The 17396-nt window shown below is 71.8% G+C and carries 14 protein-coding genes and 2 tRNA genes; 8 read left to right on the forward strand and 8 right to left on the reverse strand.

The genetic code is table 11. From position 1 onward, the window contains the following. Positions 1–296: 296 nt before the first annotated feature. A complete protein-coding gene (locus AB0B57_RS17125; protein WP_357070094.1) occupies positions 297–998 on the forward strand; it encodes a helix-turn-helix domain-containing protein in 702 nt (233 codons plus the stop codon). A gap of 64 nt (positions 999–1062) precedes the next feature. On the opposite strand, the gene AB0B57_RS17130 is transcribed toward AB0B57_RS17125, so the two are convergent. After that, a complete protein-coding gene (locus AB0B57_RS17130) occupies positions 1063–1320 on the reverse strand; it encodes a sigma factor-like helix-turn-helix DNA-binding protein (RefSeq protein ID WP_357070096.1) in 258 nt (85 codons plus the stop codon). A gap of 287 nt (positions 1321–1607) precedes the next feature. Here AB0B57_RS17130 and AB0B57_RS17135 point away from each other — a divergent pair, with 287 nt between their 5' ends. The 4 genes from AB0B57_RS17135 to AB0B57_RS17150 are packed head-to-tail and all read left to right on the forward strand — an operon-like array spanning position 1608 to position 9169. Then, positions 1608–2540, forward strand: a complete 933-nt coding sequence (locus AB0B57_RS17135; protein WP_357070098.1) for an ABC transporter ATP-binding protein — start codon at positions 1608–1610, stop codon at positions 2538–2540. Continuing rightward, positions 2537–3244: an ABC transporter ATP-binding protein gene (locus AB0B57_RS17140; protein WP_357070100.1), complete on the forward strand. Its 708-nt coding sequence runs from the start codon at positions 2537–2539 to the stop codon at positions 3242–3244. The genes AB0B57_RS17135 and AB0B57_RS17140 overlap by 4 nt, the downstream gene beginning before the upstream one ends. 7 nt (positions 3245–3251) lie before the next feature. Further along, positions 3252–6413 (forward strand): permease, encoded by a 3162-nt coding sequence (locus AB0B57_RS17145; protein WP_357070102.1) that lies wholly within the window; start codon positions 3252–3254, stop codon positions 6411–6413. Continuing rightward, positions 6410–9169, forward strand: a complete 2760-nt coding sequence (locus tag AB0B57_RS17150) for an FtsX-like permease family protein (RefSeq protein ID WP_357070104.1) — start codon at positions 6410–6412, stop codon at positions 9167–9169. The genes AB0B57_RS17145 and AB0B57_RS17150 overlap by 4 nt, the downstream gene beginning before the upstream one ends. Positions 9170–9187: 18 nt before the next feature. Here AB0B57_RS17150 and AB0B57_RS17155 read toward each other — a convergent pair. Then, a tRNA-Val gene (locus AB0B57_RS17155) sits at positions 9188–9262 on the reverse strand. A 26-nt stretch (positions 9263–9288) separates the two neighbouring features. Continuing rightward, a tRNA-Gly gene (locus AB0B57_RS17160) sits at positions 9289–9361 on the reverse strand. Between the two features lie 147 nt (positions 9362–9508). Here AB0B57_RS17160 and AB0B57_RS17165 point away from each other — a divergent pair. Further along, positions 9509–9751: a DUF6458 family protein gene (locus tag AB0B57_RS17165; RefSeq protein ID WP_357070106.1), complete on the forward strand. Its 243-nt coding sequence runs from the start codon at positions 9509–9511 to the stop codon at positions 9749–9751. Positions 9752–9821: 70 nt separating this feature from the next. Here the strand turns inward: AB0B57_RS17165 and AB0B57_RS17170 are convergent, their stop codons facing one another. From AB0B57_RS17170 to AB0B57_RS17180, 3 genes are all read right to left on the reverse strand, one after another. Beyond that, on the reverse strand, positions 9822–10778 hold the full coding sequence (locus tag AB0B57_RS17170; RefSeq protein ID WP_357070109.1) for an NADP-dependent oxidoreductase: 957 nt from the start codon (positions 10776–10778) through the stop codon (positions 9822–9824). A gap of 13 nt (positions 10779–10791) precedes the next feature. Further along, positions 10792–11901, reverse strand: coding sequence for a Gfo/Idh/MocA family oxidoreductase (locus AB0B57_RS17175; RefSeq protein WP_357070111.1), 1110 nt, complete (start codon positions 11899–11901; stop codon positions 10792–10794). A 77-nt stretch (positions 11902–11978) separates the two neighbouring features. After that, positions 11979–12560 (reverse strand): helix-turn-helix domain-containing protein, encoded by a 582-nt coding sequence (locus AB0B57_RS17180; protein WP_357070113.1) that lies wholly within the window; start codon positions 12558–12560, stop codon positions 11979–11981. Positions 12561–12675: 115 nt separating this feature from the next. Here AB0B57_RS17180 and AB0B57_RS17185 point away from each other — a divergent pair, with 115 nt between their 5' ends. Next, entirely contained in the window at positions 12676–13410 is a 735-nt protein-coding gene (locus AB0B57_RS17185) for a GNAT family N-acetyltransferase (protein ID WP_357070115.1), read from the forward strand. A 48-nt stretch (positions 13411–13458) separates the two neighbouring features. On the opposite strand, the gene AB0B57_RS17190 is transcribed toward AB0B57_RS17185, so the two are convergent. Together AB0B57_RS17190 and AB0B57_RS17195 are read right to left on the reverse strand one after the other, a co-directional pair. Continuing rightward, complete coding sequence (locus AB0B57_RS17190; RefSeq protein ID WP_357070393.1) at positions 13459–14421, reverse strand: glycosyltransferase family 2 protein; 963 nt, start codon at positions 14419–14421, stop codon at positions 13459–13461. Between the two features lie 314 nt (positions 14422–14735). Next, positions 14736–15764 (reverse strand): glycosyltransferase family A protein, encoded by a 1029-nt coding sequence (locus AB0B57_RS17195; RefSeq protein ID WP_357070117.1) that lies wholly within the window; start codon positions 15762–15764, stop codon positions 14736–14738. Between the two features lie 291 nt (positions 15765–16055). Here AB0B57_RS17195 and AB0B57_RS17200 point away from each other — a divergent pair, with 291 nt between their 5' ends. After that, positions 16056–17387, forward strand: a complete 1332-nt coding sequence (locus AB0B57_RS17200; protein ID WP_357070395.1) for an aminotransferase class III-fold pyridoxal phosphate-dependent enzyme — start codon at positions 16056–16058, stop codon at positions 17385–17387. The last annotated feature ends 9 nt before the right edge of the window (positions 17388–17396 follow it).

The raw sequence follows: 17396 nt of genomic DNA on the forward strand, positions 1-17396 counted from the left end.
CGTCGTCCCGTGACTCGGGTCCGTGGCGAGCCGATCGGCTCGCCACGGTTCGGAGCATGTGGCGCCCTTCCGTCCATGGCGGCAGCCCGCCGGACCCACCCCGTGATGTGGAAAACCGACCCGGGCAGCAGTCATCGCGCCTGCTGGAGCAGGGTCAACTGCGGCGACCGGGCGGGATCGTTGGTCAAGTGCGGCGAGCGTAATGGTGCAGTAATAGCACCGTCAAGATGCTCCGCCGAAACCCACGCGACACGAATCCGTAGCATCCCGCCCCGGAGTGATGCTATAAATGCAACATGCTGCCGTCTCAGCCGAACAAATCACTCCAGGACGGGCTCGACTGCCTGCAGTTGCTGGCCAGTTCCGCTGAGGCCCTCGGCTCACGCGAAGTCGCAAGACGGCTCGGACTGGAACCTTCTCGCGCAAACAGGCTGCTCAAGACCCTCGCGCACATCCGGCTGATCGAACAGGACGAGCGGCGCCGCTATCGTCCCGGCCCGGGAATCCATGCCCTGGCCGCGCAGAGCCTCTTCGGGTCCGGCCTGATCCGCCGTGCGCTCGGGCCGCTCGGCGAGCTTCACGTCCACGGTCACACCGTGGCCATGGGCGTGCTCTGGCGCGACCAGATGTCGTACCTGTACCACGCCGACCCGGGCATGGACACCAGCACGGCCCTCGGCCGGATCGGCCTCTTCCCGGTCACCCGATCCGGGCTCGGGATGGCCCTACTGGCCGCTCAGGACGACGAGGACGTCCGCGCCATGTGGACAACCAGCGCGAACGAGACCCCGGTCGAGCAGGTCCTCACCGATCTTGCGGAGATCCGCGAAGCCGGTTTCGCCCTGCGCGCCGGTAAGACCGAACGCACCGTTGCCGTCACCGTCGGCTCAGCACCGTACGCCGCGATCGGCATGTCCGGCCGCTTCCCCGACACGCAAATACCTGAACTCGTAAGCGCACTCCGGCACGCGGCAGAGAAGATCGACAAAAAAGGCTGAGGCGGACCTGAACCTCGGTACCCGCCCCGCCGCGAGGGCAGTCGCGCCAGCACCTCTACCGGAGTCATGCCTCGTACCCCTTCCGCGGCAGTTCGTGGCGTAACAACGCGCGGGTCCGGTTGAGCCGCGACTTGACCGTGCCGACGGGTACCGCGCAGATCTGCCCGCAGGCGTCCAGTGGCAGATCCTTCAGGTAGGACAGCAGGAGCACCTCCCGTTCCCGGGCCGGAAGCGCCGCCAGCGCGCCAGCGACCGTCCCCCGGTCGGCGAACGCCTCTCGCTCACCCAACTGGCAGCGAACCACCAGCAACGCATCGCTCATCGGCCCTCCTTCGCCCATTCAGTCGGGGTGGGTGCCCGGTAGGTTCACGACCCACCACAGCGGGAGCCGGCCCGCCGACACAGTCACCGGCCGGACCTCGTCCAGGATCAAGAAAAGCCGGCCAGAACCATGGTCAACGAAGCCGCCGATTGCGAAACTGCTTCAATCTGCGTCAGCACGGGCAACCGAGGCGCTTACCGAAACCCCGCGTGCCACCTGGGCGACACCACGTGCCCGCCCACCACCGAGACCGACTCGACGTCGGCACAACCCGGACGGAGAACGGCATGCCCAGCACCCCGCTGTCCCTGCCGCAGCCATCCGCACGGGCACCCGAGTTCGGCCGGGACGCGCTCATCGTCTGCGAGAACCTGGTGCGGATCTACCAGACCGGTTCGATCGAGGTGCAGGCCCTGCAGGGACTGGACCTGGCCGTGCGGAGCGGCGAGTTGGTCGCCGTCGTCGGTGCCTCCGGGTCGGGCAAGTCGACACTGCTCTCCATCCTGGCCGGCATCGACGCCCCCACCGCCGGGCGGGTCCGGGTCGACAGGTGGAACCTGCTGGCGATGTCCCGCGCGGACCGGGTGGACTACCGGCGGCACACCGTCGGGTTCGTGCGGCAGCAGACGGCGAGCAACCTGATCCCGTACCTGACCGCACGGGAGATGGTGGACCTGCCGATGACGGCGGCCCGGACCCCGAAGGAGGAGCGCCGGGAGCGCGCGGCCGAGCTGCTGGACAGCCTCGGCGTCGCCGACTGCGCCGATCGGCGCCCCGGGCAGCTCTCCGGAGGGCAGCAGATGCGGGTCGCGATCGCGGTGGCACTTGCCAACCAGCCGCGGGTCCTGCTCGCCGACGAGCCGACCGGTGAGCTGGACGCCGCCACGTCCGCGGAGGTCTTCGGCGTGCTGCGGGACGTCAACCGGCGCTACGGCGTCACAGTCGTCGTGGTGACCCACGATCCGGAGGTCAGCGGCCAGGTCGAACGGACCGTCGCGATCCGGGACGGGCGCACCAGCAGCGAGGTGCTGCGCCGCACCACCACCGACGCGGAGGGTGACACGCACGTGATCGCCGAGGAGTACGCCGTGATGGACCGCGCCGGGCGGGTCCAGGTGCCCCGCGAGTTCCGCCAGGCGCTGGCGCTGACCCGACGGGTCCGGCTGGCCCTGGAAGCCGACCACATCACGATCCACCCCGACTCGGGAAGCGGCGAATGAGCAGCGAGCCGCTGCTGCGCGTGCGCGGTGTCCACCGGCGCTTCCGCACCGGGCCGAGCGTCGTACACGCCCTGCGCGGTGTGTCGTTCGACGTGGCCGCCGGTTCGATGGTGGCGCTCGTCGGCCGGTCCGGCTCGGGCAAGACCACCCTGCTCAACGTCATCGGCGGCCTGGACCGCCCGGACGCCGGCACCGTGCACGTCGACGGCACCGACGTCACCGCGCTCGACGAGGATGGCCTGTCCCGGCTGCGGCGCGAGAAGGTGTCGTACGTCTTCCAGAGCTTCGGGTTGATCCCGGTGCTGTCGGCCGCGGAGAACGTCGCGGCCCCGCTGCGGATGGCCCGCGTCGCCCCCGCCGAACGCGAGCGGCGGGTCGAGTTGCTGCTGGAGCTGATCGGCCTGGCCGACCACGCCGGGCAGCGGCCGGCCGAGCTCTCCGGCGGGCAGCAGCAGCGGGTGGCGATCGCCCGCGCGCTGGCCGCCTCGCCCCAGCTTCTGCTCGCCGACGAACCCACCGGGCAACTGGACGCCGAGACGGGCCTCTCGGTGATGGCCCTGCTGCGCGGGATCGTGGAGTCCGAAGGCGTCACTGTCCTGGTGTCGACGCACGACGCGGTGATGATGGCCCTGGCCGACCGGGTGATCCGCATCCACGACGGGCACCTCGACGAACAGGCCCTCGACGAACAGGCCGCCGGGTGACGCGACGATGAGGCTGGTCAGCCGGCGCGCCCGCGCGCAGTGGCCGTTGCTGGCGGCCCTCCTCTTGGTCGTCACGATCGGCGCGACCCTGCTGGGCACCTGCACCCTGCTGATCACCCGCACCGCCGAGCGGGCGCTGGAGGTCGCCATGGCCCGCGCCGCCCCCGCCGCCGTCGACGTGACCGTCTACACCGGCACCGTGGAGGGCCGGGACACGTCGTCCGTCGCCGCCGACACCCGCAGCGTGGTGACCTCCGCGCTCGCACCGTTCCCGTCGACGACGACCGCGCGGGCGTCGACGGTGCTGCGGGCGCTGCCGCCCACGCTCGCCAAGGGCACCAGCGTTCCGGCCCAGGCGTACCTGTCGGGGATGGACGACCTGCCGGCCCGAGGCGAGCTGATCACCGGGCGCTGGCCACAGCACCCTGGTGACGCGGTGCTGCTGGAGTCCACCGCACAACTGCTCGGCCTCACCCCCGGAAGCCGGGTACGCCTCGGCGCCGAGCTGGCCCACGCGCCCGTCCCGGCCATCGACGTGACAGTCGTCGGTGTGGTACGCCCGCTGCCGGGGCGCGGCTGGGACCGCGACCCGCTGGCCGCGGCCGGCTCCGCCCCCGGCTACCGGGACGGCCGCTTCCTGCAGCCGGTCAACGCCTACGGCCCGTTCCTCGTCGACCTCGCCGACCTGGTCACCACCGGTGCCACGGTCGACCGGATGGAGGTCACCACCCATCCGGACCTGTCCCATCCCAACCGCCACGACCTGGAGACCGTGGCCGGGGCCGTCCGCGATGCCGACCGCCGGCTGGCGGGCACCCTCGGCGACCGCGTCCGGCTCGCACGTGTCTCCTCCGAGCTGCCGCTGACCCTGCGGTCCGCCGACGACCAACGGCACGTCACCGCCGCCGTCGTGCTCGCCATCGCCGTCCTCGGCGGTGTCCTGACCGCGACGGCACTCGTCCTCGCCGGCCGACTGACCACGGGCATCCGCGCCGAAGAGACCACCCTGCGGTCCGCCCTGGGCACCAGCCGTCGCCAACTCGCCGCCACCGCGACATTCGAGGCCGGGCTCGTCGCCGCCGTCGCCGCCGCGCTCGCGATACCTGCCTCGTCGGCCCTGCACGCCGGCCTGACCCACCTGCCGCCGCTGGACGGCGCCGGCCTGACCGCCCGGCCGACCATCGCCGGTGCCCAGGTCCTCGCGGTCGTCGGCGGCGCGCTGGTGCTCGCCGCCGTCCTCACCGTCCTGGCGATCCGGCCCGTCCCGGCAGCCGGTGACCAGCGCACCCGCCGTGAACTGCTGGCCCGATCCGGTGCCGACGTGCTGCTCGCGGCATTCGCCGCCGCCGGCTGGTGGCAGCTCTACGCGCAGCCCACCGCCGCCAGCCCACGCGCCGACGCGGTCCGGGTGCTCGCGCCGGCGCTGCTGCTCACCGCGGGTGCCGCCCTGGCCCTCCGGGTGGTGCTGCCCGCCCTACGCGGCGCCGACCGGCTGGCGTACCGCGCCCGCGGGCTGGCGCTTCCGCTGGCGGTCGCCGAGGCCGCCCGCCGGCCACAGGCGGTCGCCGCCGGGCTGCTCGTCGGCCTGGCCTGCGCGGCCGGCACCTTCGGGCTCGCCTTCGACGACACGTGGCACCAGTCGCAGCGCGACCAGGCCGCGCTCACCGTCGGCACCGACCTGGCACTCACCCTCGGCACGGCGCCGGTGGCCGGAGAGGGCGCAGCCGTCGGCGCGGCCACCGCGGGAGCCGTGAGCCCGGTCCTCGACCGGGGCACCACAGTCGGTCAGTGGCTCGGCAACGCGGGCGTCGCGCCGCGCCTGGTCGCCGTCGACACCACCCGCGCCGACGCGCTGCTGCGCGGACGGCTGGACGGCGACCGCGGATGGGCCGACGTGGGCGCCACGCTGGCACCCCGCACCCGGGTCACCGGCCTCGCCGTACCGGCTGGCGTCCCGCTCGTCCTGCGGGGGACGGCCGGCGGCGGCACCCCGCTCGCCGTGACGCCCCGGCTGCTGTTGCAGGACGCCACCGGCCTCCGCACGTCCTGCACCGGTCCCGCCGTACCGCTCGACGGCCAGGAGTTTCGGCTGCCCGCCTGCGCGACGGCTGACGGGCAGCGTCTCGTCGCGGTCGCCCTGCCGGTCACCACCGACACGGTCGGCCGACCCGTCGACGTAGCCGTCACCCTCACCGTGCCGCCCACTGGGTCGGTGCAGACGTCCAACGGATCGGACTGGACCGCCACGTCCGCGCCGCCGATCCCGAGCAAGGTGAGCGACCTGACCGTCGGGGTGTCCGCCACACCGACGGGAACCGCGCTGCGGATGGCCGCGACCGTCGACGTCGGCGGCGCCGACGACGCCGCCCGGACCCTCGTCGCCACCGCATTCCCGGACCCGGGCCCGGTGCCCGTCGCCGTCTCCGCCCGCTTCGCCAGCGAGGTCGGCGCGAAGAGCGGCAGCCAGCTCAGCGTCACCGTCGGCATCACGCCCGTCCCGATCGTCGTCAGCGAGGTCGTGCCGAGCGTGCCGTCCGCCCCCGGCGCCGTCGCCGTCCTGGCCGACCTGGACACGCTCTCGCGCGCACGGGCCGTCACCGGCGACCTGACGTTCCCGGTCGACGCCTGGTGGGTCGGCCACCCGGCCGGTGCCGGTGCCGCCGAGCGGGCCACCAACCTGTATCTGGGCACCGTCACGACCCGCGAGGCGGAGACCGCCCGCCTCACCGGCGGCCCACTGCGCGTCGGGCTGCCGGCCGCGCTCCGGCTCCTCGTCCCGGCCGCGGCCCTGCTGCTGCTCGCCGGCGTCGTCCTGCACGTCACCTGTGACCTACAGGTCCGCGCCGTCGAGGTGACGCGGCTGCGCGGCCTGGGGATGTCCCGGCGCGGCATCCGGGCCGTGCTGCTCGGCCAACACGCCGGCGTTCTGCTGCCCCTGCTCGCGGCGGGCGCGGCCGTCGGCGCACTCGCCACCCGTGTGGTCGCTCCCCTGCTGGTGCGCTCCGACACCGGTGCCGCGCCCGTCCCGGCCACCCAGCCACACTGGCCGTGGCCAGCCGAGGCCGCGCTGCTCGCCGTACTGGTGGCCGGCTGCCTGCTGGCGGTCACCGTGGTGGTCACCGTCCAGGTCCGCCGGGCCGACGCCGCGCACCTGCGGGTGGGGCCATGAAGCGGTGGCTGACCCGCCGGTGGCCGGCACCGCACTGGCCCAGCATCCGCGGCCGGGGCCGTGCCGACGCCGGGGCGCTGCTGCTCACCGCCGCCGTCATCGCGGCCGTCGCGCTCCTCGCCGGGGCCGTGCCGACGCTGCTCCGCGCCGCCGCCGACACCGCCGTCCAGGACACGGTCCGCCGCGCCGGCAACGACTCGAACGTCCTCGTACAGGCCGACTGGGAACGCGACGACGGGCCGACCGGCGGACGCGTCCGGATGCCCCGCCTCGCCGACGAGGTCGACGGCTTCCGCGCCCGGGCGACCTCCGCGCTCGGGCCCGACCTGGACGCCGCGTTACTCCCGCCCGTCGCCGTCGTCAACGGCCCGATCCTCACCATCACCGACGCCAGCGTGCCGCGTACCTTCCAGCTCACCTACCTGGCCGGTGACCTCGGCAGCCCGGCCGTGACCTGGATCGCCGGCAACGCGCCCGGCTCCACTGTCTCCGACGAGTACGTCGAGACCCCCTACGACGGACCGCCCTGGCCGGTGCAGGTCGGCCTCTCCGAGGCCGCCGCCGCCGCACTGCACCTCGGCCCCGGCGATCGGATGCGGGTCAAGGACGCCCTGGGCAGCGACACGGACGTCCGGATCAGCGGGATCTACCGACCCGCGGACAGCGCCGACCCGGCCTGGCGACTCGCCCCGGCGCTCCTGCGCCCCGTGCCCGGCGCCGACGGCACGGGGACCACCCGGTTCGCCGGCCTGCTGTCGCGCGAGTCGTTGCCGGACGCCCGGCTCGCCGTCGCCGAGGGCCAACTACGCCGCACCATCCACTTCGCCCCCGACCCCGACGCGCTCACCTGGGACGCCACCGCGCCGCTCGCCAGCAAGGTGGTCAAGCTCAAGGCGGCCTCCGGCTCATCCGGTGCCCGCGACCAGTCCCTGAAGTGGGAATCGCAGCTGGACGCCACCCTACGCGACGCCCGTGCCCGGAGCAGCGCGGCTTTCGCACAGGCCGCCGTCCTGCTCGCTGGCGTGCTGACCGCCACCGTGCTGGTCCTGCTCCTCGCCGCCGACCTGCTGGTCCGCCGCCGTACCCCGGTGCTGAGCGCCGCCCGGCAGCGGGGCGCGGCACTACCCGACCTCGGTACCGAACTGACCATCGAATCCACAGTCGTGTCCCTGTCGGCCGCCGCCGTCGGGCTCGCGCTCGCCCGCGCCGTCGCTCCGGGCGTCTCCTGGACCTGGGCCGTTCCCGTGGTCCTGGCCGGTACCCTCGCCGGGCCGGCGTTCGGCACCCTCGCCGCCGCCCGTGCCAGCCGCGACCGGCGCCAACCCGCCAACCAGGCCGCTCGGCGCTGGATCCGGGCCACCGGTCGGTTGCGCCGCGCCGCCGTGGAGGCCGCTGTCCTGATCGCCGCGGTCGCCGCCCTCGTCACACTGCACCAGCGCGGGCTGCTGCCCGTCGCCTCCGACGGCGCCACCGGTAAGCTGACCGGCGACCTGATCCTGCCGATCAGCGCCCCCGCTCTGGGCGCGCTCGTCGGCGCGCTCGTCCTGCTCCGGCTCCTGCCCCTCGGGGCGCGGTTCGCGCTCCGAGGGGCCCTGCGCTCACGCCGCCCGCTGGCCGTGTTCGGTGCCGCCCAGGCGGCCACGACGGCCGGGCGGGCGCTGCCACTGCTGGTTCTGGTCGGCACCACGGCGCTCGCGTCGTTCGCGCTCATCCTCGGCACCACAGTCAACCGGGGTCTGGCCGACGGCGCGTGGAGCACCGTCGGCGCGGACGCCCGCGTCGACGTCGGCGCCGACACCGAGGCCGCCATGCCCGCACTCGCCGAGCGCATCGCCGCCGCGCCCGGGGTAGGGCAGGTCGTCGTCGCGCAGGTGACCGACTCGGCACGCGTCTCCACCGATTCGACACCGCTCACCCCACGCCTGGTCGTCGTGGACGCCGCCGCGTTCCAGCGGCTGCTGGCCACCACTCCGCTGCCCGACGCACCGGCGCTGGCCCGGCTCACCGCACCCGGTCGTGGCTCCGGGGACGTCCCGGCGCTGGTCCGCTCGAGCGACGGCGGTCTGCGGACCGGCACGCGGCTGCAACTGTCCCGGGACGACGCCCCGGCGATCGGTCTCGCCGCGGTCGGTACCGCTCCCTCCGTCGGCGGCGCCGACGACGTCGTCATCGTGGACGCCACGGCGCTCGCCGACGCCGGGCTGCCCGCCGTGGCGAACACCGTCTGGGTGACCGGCCCCGGCGCGGCGCGGGCCGTGTCGAACACCGGCGTCGCCGCCGACGTCGTGCTGCGCGCGGACGTCCAGCGGGCGCAGCGGGTGTCGCCGCTGACCGCAGGGCTGCTACGGCTGGCATGGACGGCCGCCGCGGTGCTGCTGGCGCTGGGGTTGCTCGGCCTCACGCTCGCCGCCGCCGCCGGCGCGTCGCAGCGGTGGCAGACCCTGACCCGGCTGCGGACCCTCGGCCTGCGGCCACGCGACGCCCGCTGGGTGGCCGCCGGAGAGCTGCTGCCGCCGGTCGTGGTCACCGCGGTGTGCGGCCCGCTGCTCGGAGCCCTGCTCGCGCGCCTCACGCTCGGCCCGCTCGACCTGCGGCTGCTCACCGGCCAATCCGCCGACCCGGCGGCGGTCCTGCCGTGGTGGTTGCTGGGCCTGGTGAGCGTGGCGCTGCTGGCGACGGCCGCCGCGGTCGTGCCTGTCGAGTCGGCGCTGCGACGCCGCGACCGGCTGAGTGAGGTGCTCCGCGCCGGCGAGTGACCAACCCGCTTGCCTGGATGGTGGGCGATACTGGGTTTGAACCAGTGACCTCTTCCGTGTCAGGGAAGCGCGCTCCCACTGCGCCAATCGCCCGTGGTGCCCCCGTGGGGCGCATCGAGAGCGGACGACGGGATTCGAACCCGCGACCCTCACCTTGGCAAGGTGATGCGCTACCAGCTGCGCTACGTCCGCACGTCCCCGACAAGCGCCGGCGACAGGTGAACTCTACCCGATGCCAAGATCGCTTGGCACGGCACCCTGTCCGGTCGCGGTTGCGCTGGTCCCTGCCGGGGTACTGATGGGCTCGACAGCGCACCACACCCCCCTAAGGAGGCTGTCGTGGGTATCGGCACCAGCATCTTCCTGATCGCGCTCGGCGCGATCCTCACCTTCGCACTGGACGCGAGCGTCGGCGGCATCAACCTCGACGTGGTCGGCTGGATCCTGATGGGAGCCGGCGTGCTCGGCCTGATCATGACCACGCTGATCTGGGGCCGCCGCCGCGAGGTGGTCACCACCACCGAGCAGCCGGTCGAATACCAGCGGGTCGAGGAGCGGCGGGACATCGCCCCGCCGCTGTGACACGATCATTCCCCACCGCCGACGCTGCCGGGCCGGCCGTCCCGATGAGGGCAGCCGGCCACCGGCGGGATCAGAACTCGATGACCAACCTGCCGCGTACCCCTCCGGCTTCCAGGAGCTGATGCGCGCGGGCCGCCTCCTGCGGTGGAAACCGGCCGGCGACACGAAGGCTCAGCGCACCCTCCTCGGCGAGCTGCCGAAGCAGGTCGAGCTTGTCGCGGCGCCCGTCATAGTCATGCACGTAGGCAGCCACCATCCCGATCCCCCGTTGGTTGGCCTGGGCCAGCAACAGCGGATCCGGCCCGCCGCGCAGCAGCGCCACGGCGCCACGGTCGCGGACCGCGGGCAGCAGCGCGCCGCCGACCAACGCCGCGTCGACCGCGGCGTCCACGCCGTGCGGGGCGTGTTCCCGGAAGCGGTCGGCGACACCCGGGCCTCGGGCCACCGTCACGTCGGCGCCGAGCGCGGCGACCAGTTCGACGTCACCGGGCGCCGCGTCGGCCAACACGCGGTGACCGGCGGCCTTGGCGAGTTGTACCGCGTACCCGCCGACGGCGCCGGCCGCACCGGTCACCGCGAGGGTGCTGCCCGGCGGCAGCCGCAACTGGTCCAACGCGTGCAGGGCGGTCAACCCGTTCATCGGCAGCGTGGCCGCGTGGGCGGGTGAGACGCCCGCCGGCGCGGGCACCACCCAGGTTTCCGGAAGCACCACCCACTCGGCGTACCCACCGCCGGCCTCCCGGGTCGGGTTGACCATGGCCATCACCGGGTCACCCGGGGCGAGCGCACCACTGCCCCCGGGACCCACCTCGTCGATCGTGCCGGCGATGTCCAGACCGGGCAGCAGCGGGTCGGTGCCGCGCAGTCGCACCGGCGTCATACCGGCCCGGATCAGGGTGTCCGCCGGGTTCACCGCCGCCGCGCGTACCCGGATGCGGACCTCACCGGGGCCGGCGTGCGGCGTTGGCAGCTCGACCACCCGCAGCACCTCCGGCCCGCCGTAGCGCAGCAGTCCGACCGCTCTCATCCTCGACTCCTCGTCATGCGGGTCGGGCCAGGGACTGGGTCACGCCGGTGGCGGAGGCACGCTCGATCGCGTCGATGAGCCGGTGCCGACCCAGGGCGTGCGCGAAGTCGGGGACGGTCCGTGTGCCGTCGGCCAACTCCCGGCCAAGCTGTCGGTAGAGCCGGGCCACACCCCCGGCCACGGAACGACTCAGCTCGGCCGGCACGCCGTCCAGGTAGGACGCCGGCACCTCCAGTGGTTGTACGGCGCTGTCGGCGCCCCGGCCTCCGGCGAGGGTCAGCTCGGCGACCTGCATGTTGCCCCAGCCGGCGGTCAGCACCAGGTCACCCTCGCTGCCGTTGATCTCCCACCGGAAGTTGTCCCCACGGGACACCCCGCCTCGATAGAAGATGGACGCCGCCGCCCCGCCGTCGAGGGTGCCGATCACCGAGACCTGGTCCGGCACGGTAACCGGAATGGCGCTGCCGTCCGTCGCGAGCGTCGCCTGCTTGCGGCCGACCACGAGGTTCGCGGCCACCGAGTCGAACTCACCGAGGACGAAGTGCAGCGGGTCGAGGGCGTGCAGGGTGGCGGAGGTGAGCGGTGTGGCGCCGTTGGCATTGTCGAACCAGTACGCCTGGTTGGGGTCGGCGACCTCACCACCCCAGACCATTCCCGAGCCGACCATCGTGGTGCCGAGCACCTTGCCGACGTACCCGTCGCGGATCAACTCCCGGGCGTACTGGACCTCGGGGGCGTACCGCCCCTGGAGGCCGACCACCGTGCGGATGCCCGCCTTCTCCGCCCGGTCTGCCAACTGATGGGCCTCGGCCAGGCCATTGCCCAGCGGCCACTCGCTGTAGACCATCCTGCCCGCGTCCAGGGCCGCGGAGATGAGCGTGAAGTGCTCGGTGACCTTCACCGCCACGACGACCAGATCGACGCCGGGGTGGCGGATCAGGTCGCGGTGGTCGTGGTACGCGGGCACGCCGTACCTGGCCGCCGCGGCCTCGGCGCTGCTCGGGCGGGACGTGCTCACCGCGCGGAGCGTGAACTCGGGTGTCGCGGCGATGGCGGGCACATGTGCGGTGGAGGCCCATCCGCTGGTGCTCGCGCCGATGATGCCGACGCCGATCGTGGACATGGCAATCCCCTCATGACGGGACAAATTGGAAATTCATAGGTTGGTTTGATCGACAGGCCGACCACGTCGTCCGGCGGTCAGTCCAGGCAGGTGAGCGCGACCTCGGCGTACCGGGTCAGCGCCGCCCGGTCCGGGTTGATGGCACCCATCACCCGCAGCCCCTGAAGGCTGGTCACCAGGAAGCCGGCCAGGTCGGTGGCGCTGCGATCGGACGTGATCTGGCCCCGCAACTGCGCCTCGGCGAGCAGGTCGTAGAGCGCCAACTCCAGGGACTGGGTGGTGGAGCGGAGCCGCTCGGCGACCCGCAGGTCCTGGTGTGCCCGTTCCATCGACGCGCCGACGATGAGGCAGGCGAGGTGCCGGCCGTCGCCGGTGATGTCGTCCACCGCACCGACGAACACCTCACGGAGGACCGCCCGCGCGTCGTTGCCGGAGCGCAGCAGATCGACCATCGGTGCGGCGTAACGCTGCCGGTACAGGTCGAGCACCGCGAGGTAGAGGCCGTCCTTGCTGCCGAAGGCGGCGTAGATCGAGCCGCTGCCGAGGCCTGTCGCCTCCGCGAGGTCGCGCATCGAGGTGCCCTCGTAGCCCTTCCTCCGGAACACGTCCATCGCGGCGTCGACCGCGGCGTCGAGGTCGAACTCGCGGGTACGTGCCATGCCCGAACGCTACCCGTTATCTGGAACGATCGACAAAGTACCGCCGGTCACAGTCGTCGCATCGATCCGTTTCCGCAGCTGAGGGTGGCTGAGGCGACGCGCTAACATCCGGATCATGGGGTCTCTCGACACGCTGCTGGCCGCGCACCGGGCGTACCTGCTCGGTTGGAACATCGGGGTGGCCGGCGGGCCGGACCTTCCGACCTACCGCAGCGAGGTGCCGCACGCGACCCTCAACGGCGTGCTGCGCGTGGCCGGGCGCACGCCGCGGGACGCGCTCGTCGAGGCCCGGCGGCGCCTGCACGGCGTACCTCGGGTCTGGTGGGTTGGCCCGGACAGCGACGCCGGGACCGCCGACGGTCTGCTCTCCCTCGGCGCGGCCGAGATCGCCCGCCTGCCGATCATGACCGTGACGATCGACGCGGCGGCCAAGGTCCCGACGCCGACGGGCCTGCACATCACCGAAACCACAGACCTGGCCACGTTCGTCGCGGCCTACGCCCGGGTGTCCGGAATTCCGGCCGGCGCGCTGACCGCGACGACCGAACGGGAGAAGGCGTTCACCGGGGACGGCACCGTGCTCAGACTCGCCGGCCGCCTCGACGACGGCCAGGTGGTCGGAACGGCCGTCGCCTGGCTCAGCCACGGGCTGGTCACCCTCTACTTCGTGGGTACGCAGCCCGAGCACCGCCGCCGGGGCATCGGCGCGGCCATGACCCGGGCCGCACTCAACCTGGCCAGCGAGCGCGGCGCCCGCACCGCCGCCCTCACCTCGTCCGCGATCGGCGAGCCGGTCTACCGCCGCCTCGGCTTCCGGCCCGTGGGCGAGTTCCGCATCCTCACCTTCTAGGAACCCCGTACTCCACTCGGTTTCGTGGAAACGCGGTGTTCGCGTGGATCACGGCCGCGACGGCTCCGCCGCCATCGGGTTCTTCCGGGGTGCGGCGGCGGTGTAGGTCGGGTGGGCCCGGTGCAGCGCCCGGAACGGCAGGTAGCAGAGCATGATCAGCCGGCTGGTCAGCCAGGCCCGCCAGTAGCTGGCGCTACCGGCCCGCCCCGAGTGGCTGGCGTAGGAGGCGTCGATCATCCGCAGGTACGCCCAGAAGTCGGCCGGGTCGTTCCGGAAACGGCGCGCCGAGGTGCCGGCCCGGAGGTCGGCGGCGAAGACCACCCGGTGGCCGGCCCGCCGCAGGTGGATGCCGAGGTCGAGGTCCTCGTGGTAGCGGCGATCGTCGCAGAGGTCGGTCCGGATGGCGTGCCAGGCCCGAGCCCGGACCGCCATGTTCGCGCCGAACAGCCAGTCGAGCCGCTGCCGGCTCGGCAGTGTCCACGCCCGGCGCAGTGTCCGGTCCACCGCGTTGAGGGCCGCCGGAAAGCGGATGTCGTAGTAGGTCACCGGACCGGTCACCGCCGCGACGGTGCCGTCCGCGAAGACCCGGCGGACCGCCTCCACCCAGTACGGCGGCAGCCTGGTGTCCGCGTCGATCCGACCGATCACGTCGCCGGTGGCCGCCATCAGGCCACGGTTGCGGGCGGCCAGGACACCCAACTGCGGTTCGGTGAGCAGCACGACCCGATCGGTGTACCCGGCCAGCCGGGCCCGCGTCGCGTCCGTGGAGGCGTTGTCCACCACGATGATCTCGTCGGCCGGCGTCGTCTGCCGCAGAGCCGCATCGAGGCACGGCCCGATGTTCTCCTCCTCGTTGTGCACCGGCACGACGATCGAGACCCTCGGTGCGCGGGCGGGACCCGCTCCGGCACTGTCGGATGGTTCGGCGCTGTCGGATGGTGCAGCCGCCCCGGTCATGGTCCGCCCCCCGCCCGTGCGCGTCGATGGATCGTCGCGCGGGAAGCGTGCCATGCGGAGCCGCACCGGCGCTGTCCCGGTCGTGCGCGGGTCGTTCGTCGAACGCCTCGGGTGCGGCCCGAACAGCAGCAGGCCCGTCACCGGAAGCCGGTAACGGGCCTGCCGCACTGCCTATCTAGCCGGTGGGCGAAACTGGGTTTGAACCAGTGACCTCTTCCGTGTCAAGGAACGGTCCCCGATGCCCTGACCAGGAGCAACACGACCATGTCGGTGGTCGGCTTCCCCGGCGCCCTGGTGCTCGACCTGGCCCTGTGGGGGCGCCGCAGACCGCCGACCCCGCCCAGCATGCGGTCGCCCCCCGCGGCCGGTCAGCTCGCCGGCTGGAGATCGTGCTCTTCATAGAGCCGACGGAACGTCCTGGAGGCCGACCACTGGACCGCACCGACGGCGACGCCCGCGACGATCGTCAGGTTCACCACATAGTGGGTCGCTACAAAGAAGGCCAGGAACGCCAGTCCACGCCGGCGGAAGACGAACCTGTACATGCCCGCATCGCACGCGATCGACACTGCCAACATCAGCACAGGGCCGAGCAGCCCAGCCGGCCCCAAGATGAGCGGAAGCAGGAATGCGGGCAGCGATGCCGCCGCCGCAAGACTAGCCCACGCTCGTTGACGTGTTTCGAACCCGTTGGCGAAGTGGCGGGCATCCGCGTAGAGCGGCACGCGTAGTCGGGCCCGGTGGAACAGCTTACGGAGGAGGATCCGCAACCTGGGATCGTGGGCGTGCCTTCCCCGCACCGCCTGGCTGAGCCGGAGGCGGTACCGCTGTGACAACCGGTAGCCGAAGTCGACCTCCTCCGTCTGCTTCAGCTTCGGGTTGAAGGAGCCGATCTCGGTGTGCACCTTCGTCGGGATGGCACACAGCGAGGGAAACATGAACGACACGTCGCCTACCGAACTGGCCGACCAGTAGTGGTATTGCAAACCTCGGTACTGGGCGACCAGCGTGCGGTTCACCAGCGGCTCTGCGTCTTGGACGCCACAGACCGCACCGATGGTCGAGTCACCGCGCAGAATTGCCACAGCGGAGGCCACGGCGTCACTAGCCAACGCGATGTCCGAGTCGACGTAAAACACGATCTCCCCGGTGGATCGCGCTACGCCCGTGTTTCGTGCCACGCCGCAACCCATGTTGGAACCGGTGCTCGTCACGGTGACACCGAACCGCTTCGCAATCGCCAGCGAGTCGTCGGAACTACCATCATCGACGATGATGATCTCGATGTTCGGGTAGGTCTGACCCTGTAGCGAACGCAGACACAGGGGAAGCGTGTCGGCCCCGTTGTAGTTGGGCACGACGATCGAAACCAGCGGCTCCATGCGTTCCTCCGACATCCGGATGACGATAGGTACCGCCAGTAAAACCCATCACTCTATCTATCGACTATCCTCGTTCAATCCTTGACCGCCTCCGCACTCTCGATCGTCTACGACACGGCCGATAACGCAACGACAGCACAGGAATAGCCGGCTCCACCATAGTCGTAGCGAACCACGAACGACGCTGACGACCCACAGGAGGGGCGCATGGCGAAACTCATCGATCTGGGGCAGGCGGAAAACCTCGATGTCGACGAGGTGCAGGAGCTGTACCGCAAGTACGTGAACAGGTCGCAGGTGAAGCTCATGACTTCGTTCGGCTTCGGTCGCGAGTTGATCGACCGGGCCGAGGGGGCGTACCTGTACACGAGAGAAGGTCGCCAGATCCTCGACTTCACCGGCGGGGTCGGCGTGCTCAACCACGGGCACAACCACCCTCGGCTGCTCGCCGCTCGCCGCCGTTTTCAAGAGCGCCATCGGATGGAGGTCCACAAGACGATCTTCTCACCGTACATCGCGGCGCTGAGCCACAACCTCGCCCAGGTCCTGCCGGGCGACCTCAACATGTCGTTCTTCCCCAACTCCGGCGCGGAGGCGGTGGAGGGCGCGGTCAAGCTGGCCTACAAATACCATGGGGGGCAGCGCGGGACCGTACTGCGTGCCGACATCGCCTTCCACGGCAAACTGCTCGGCTCCGGCGGTCTCACCGGCAGTGCGCAGGCCCACTTCGCCTTCCCAACGATCCCGGGAATTCGCACGTTCACCTACGGCGACCTGGAGTCTGTCCGCGAAGCGGTGGCGTCGTCGCGGCGAACGGACGGAAGCTGCGACGTCTACGCGCTCCTCATCGAGCCGTTCAGTGCCTCCACCATGCAGTGGTGTTCGCCCGAATTCCTGTATGGCTTGCGTGAGCTTTGCACCGCCGAAAAAATCATCCTCATCTTCGATGAGATCTACACCGGCTGGGGCAAAACAGGCACGATGTTCTACTTTATGCGGCACCAGGATCTGGTGCCCGACATCCTCACCACCTCGAAGTCCTTCGGCGGCGGCAAGTCGTCGATCTCCGCCTTCGTGGCCCGTGATGCGGTGTTTCGCAAAGCCTACGACAACATGAAGGACGCTCTCCTGCAGAGCACCAGTACGACCTATTACGGCTTTGGTGAGGAGACCGCGACCGCCATCGAAGCGATCTCCATAGCTGTGGAGGACGACTATCCAGGGCGCGCTCGGCAGATCGAGCGCCTGCTGGCCCCGGGGTTGGCCAGGATCCAGAAGGCCCACCCGGAAGCGATCGCCGACGTACGCGGGGCCGGCGCGCTCTTCGGAGTGTTCCTGTGTGGCGGGCCGCGACTCCTCGACCTTGCCGGAAAACTGTTGCCGGTGTCGGTCGCCCGCGACCCCCTGTTCCGGACCAAGGTCATCACCTCCGCAGTGATCGACGCTCTGCACCGGGAGCACGGCATCTACACGTACTACACGCTCAATGGGCTGAGTCCGCTGGCGATCAGCCCGCCCCTGATCGCCGGGGACACCGAGATTGAGTACTTCCTCAGCGCCTTCGAGCAGGTGTTGGAGGTCGGGATGCCGAAATTGTTGACGCGCTTCGTGCGGGAGCAGGTGAGTCGGCTGTGGTGAGCGGAGGAC

This window comes from Micromonospora sp. NPDC049101, from assembly GCF_040648675.1.
In the GTDB taxonomy this organism is placed as follows: domain Bacteria; phylum Actinomycetota; class Actinomycetes; order Mycobacteriales; family Micromonosporaceae; genus Micromonospora.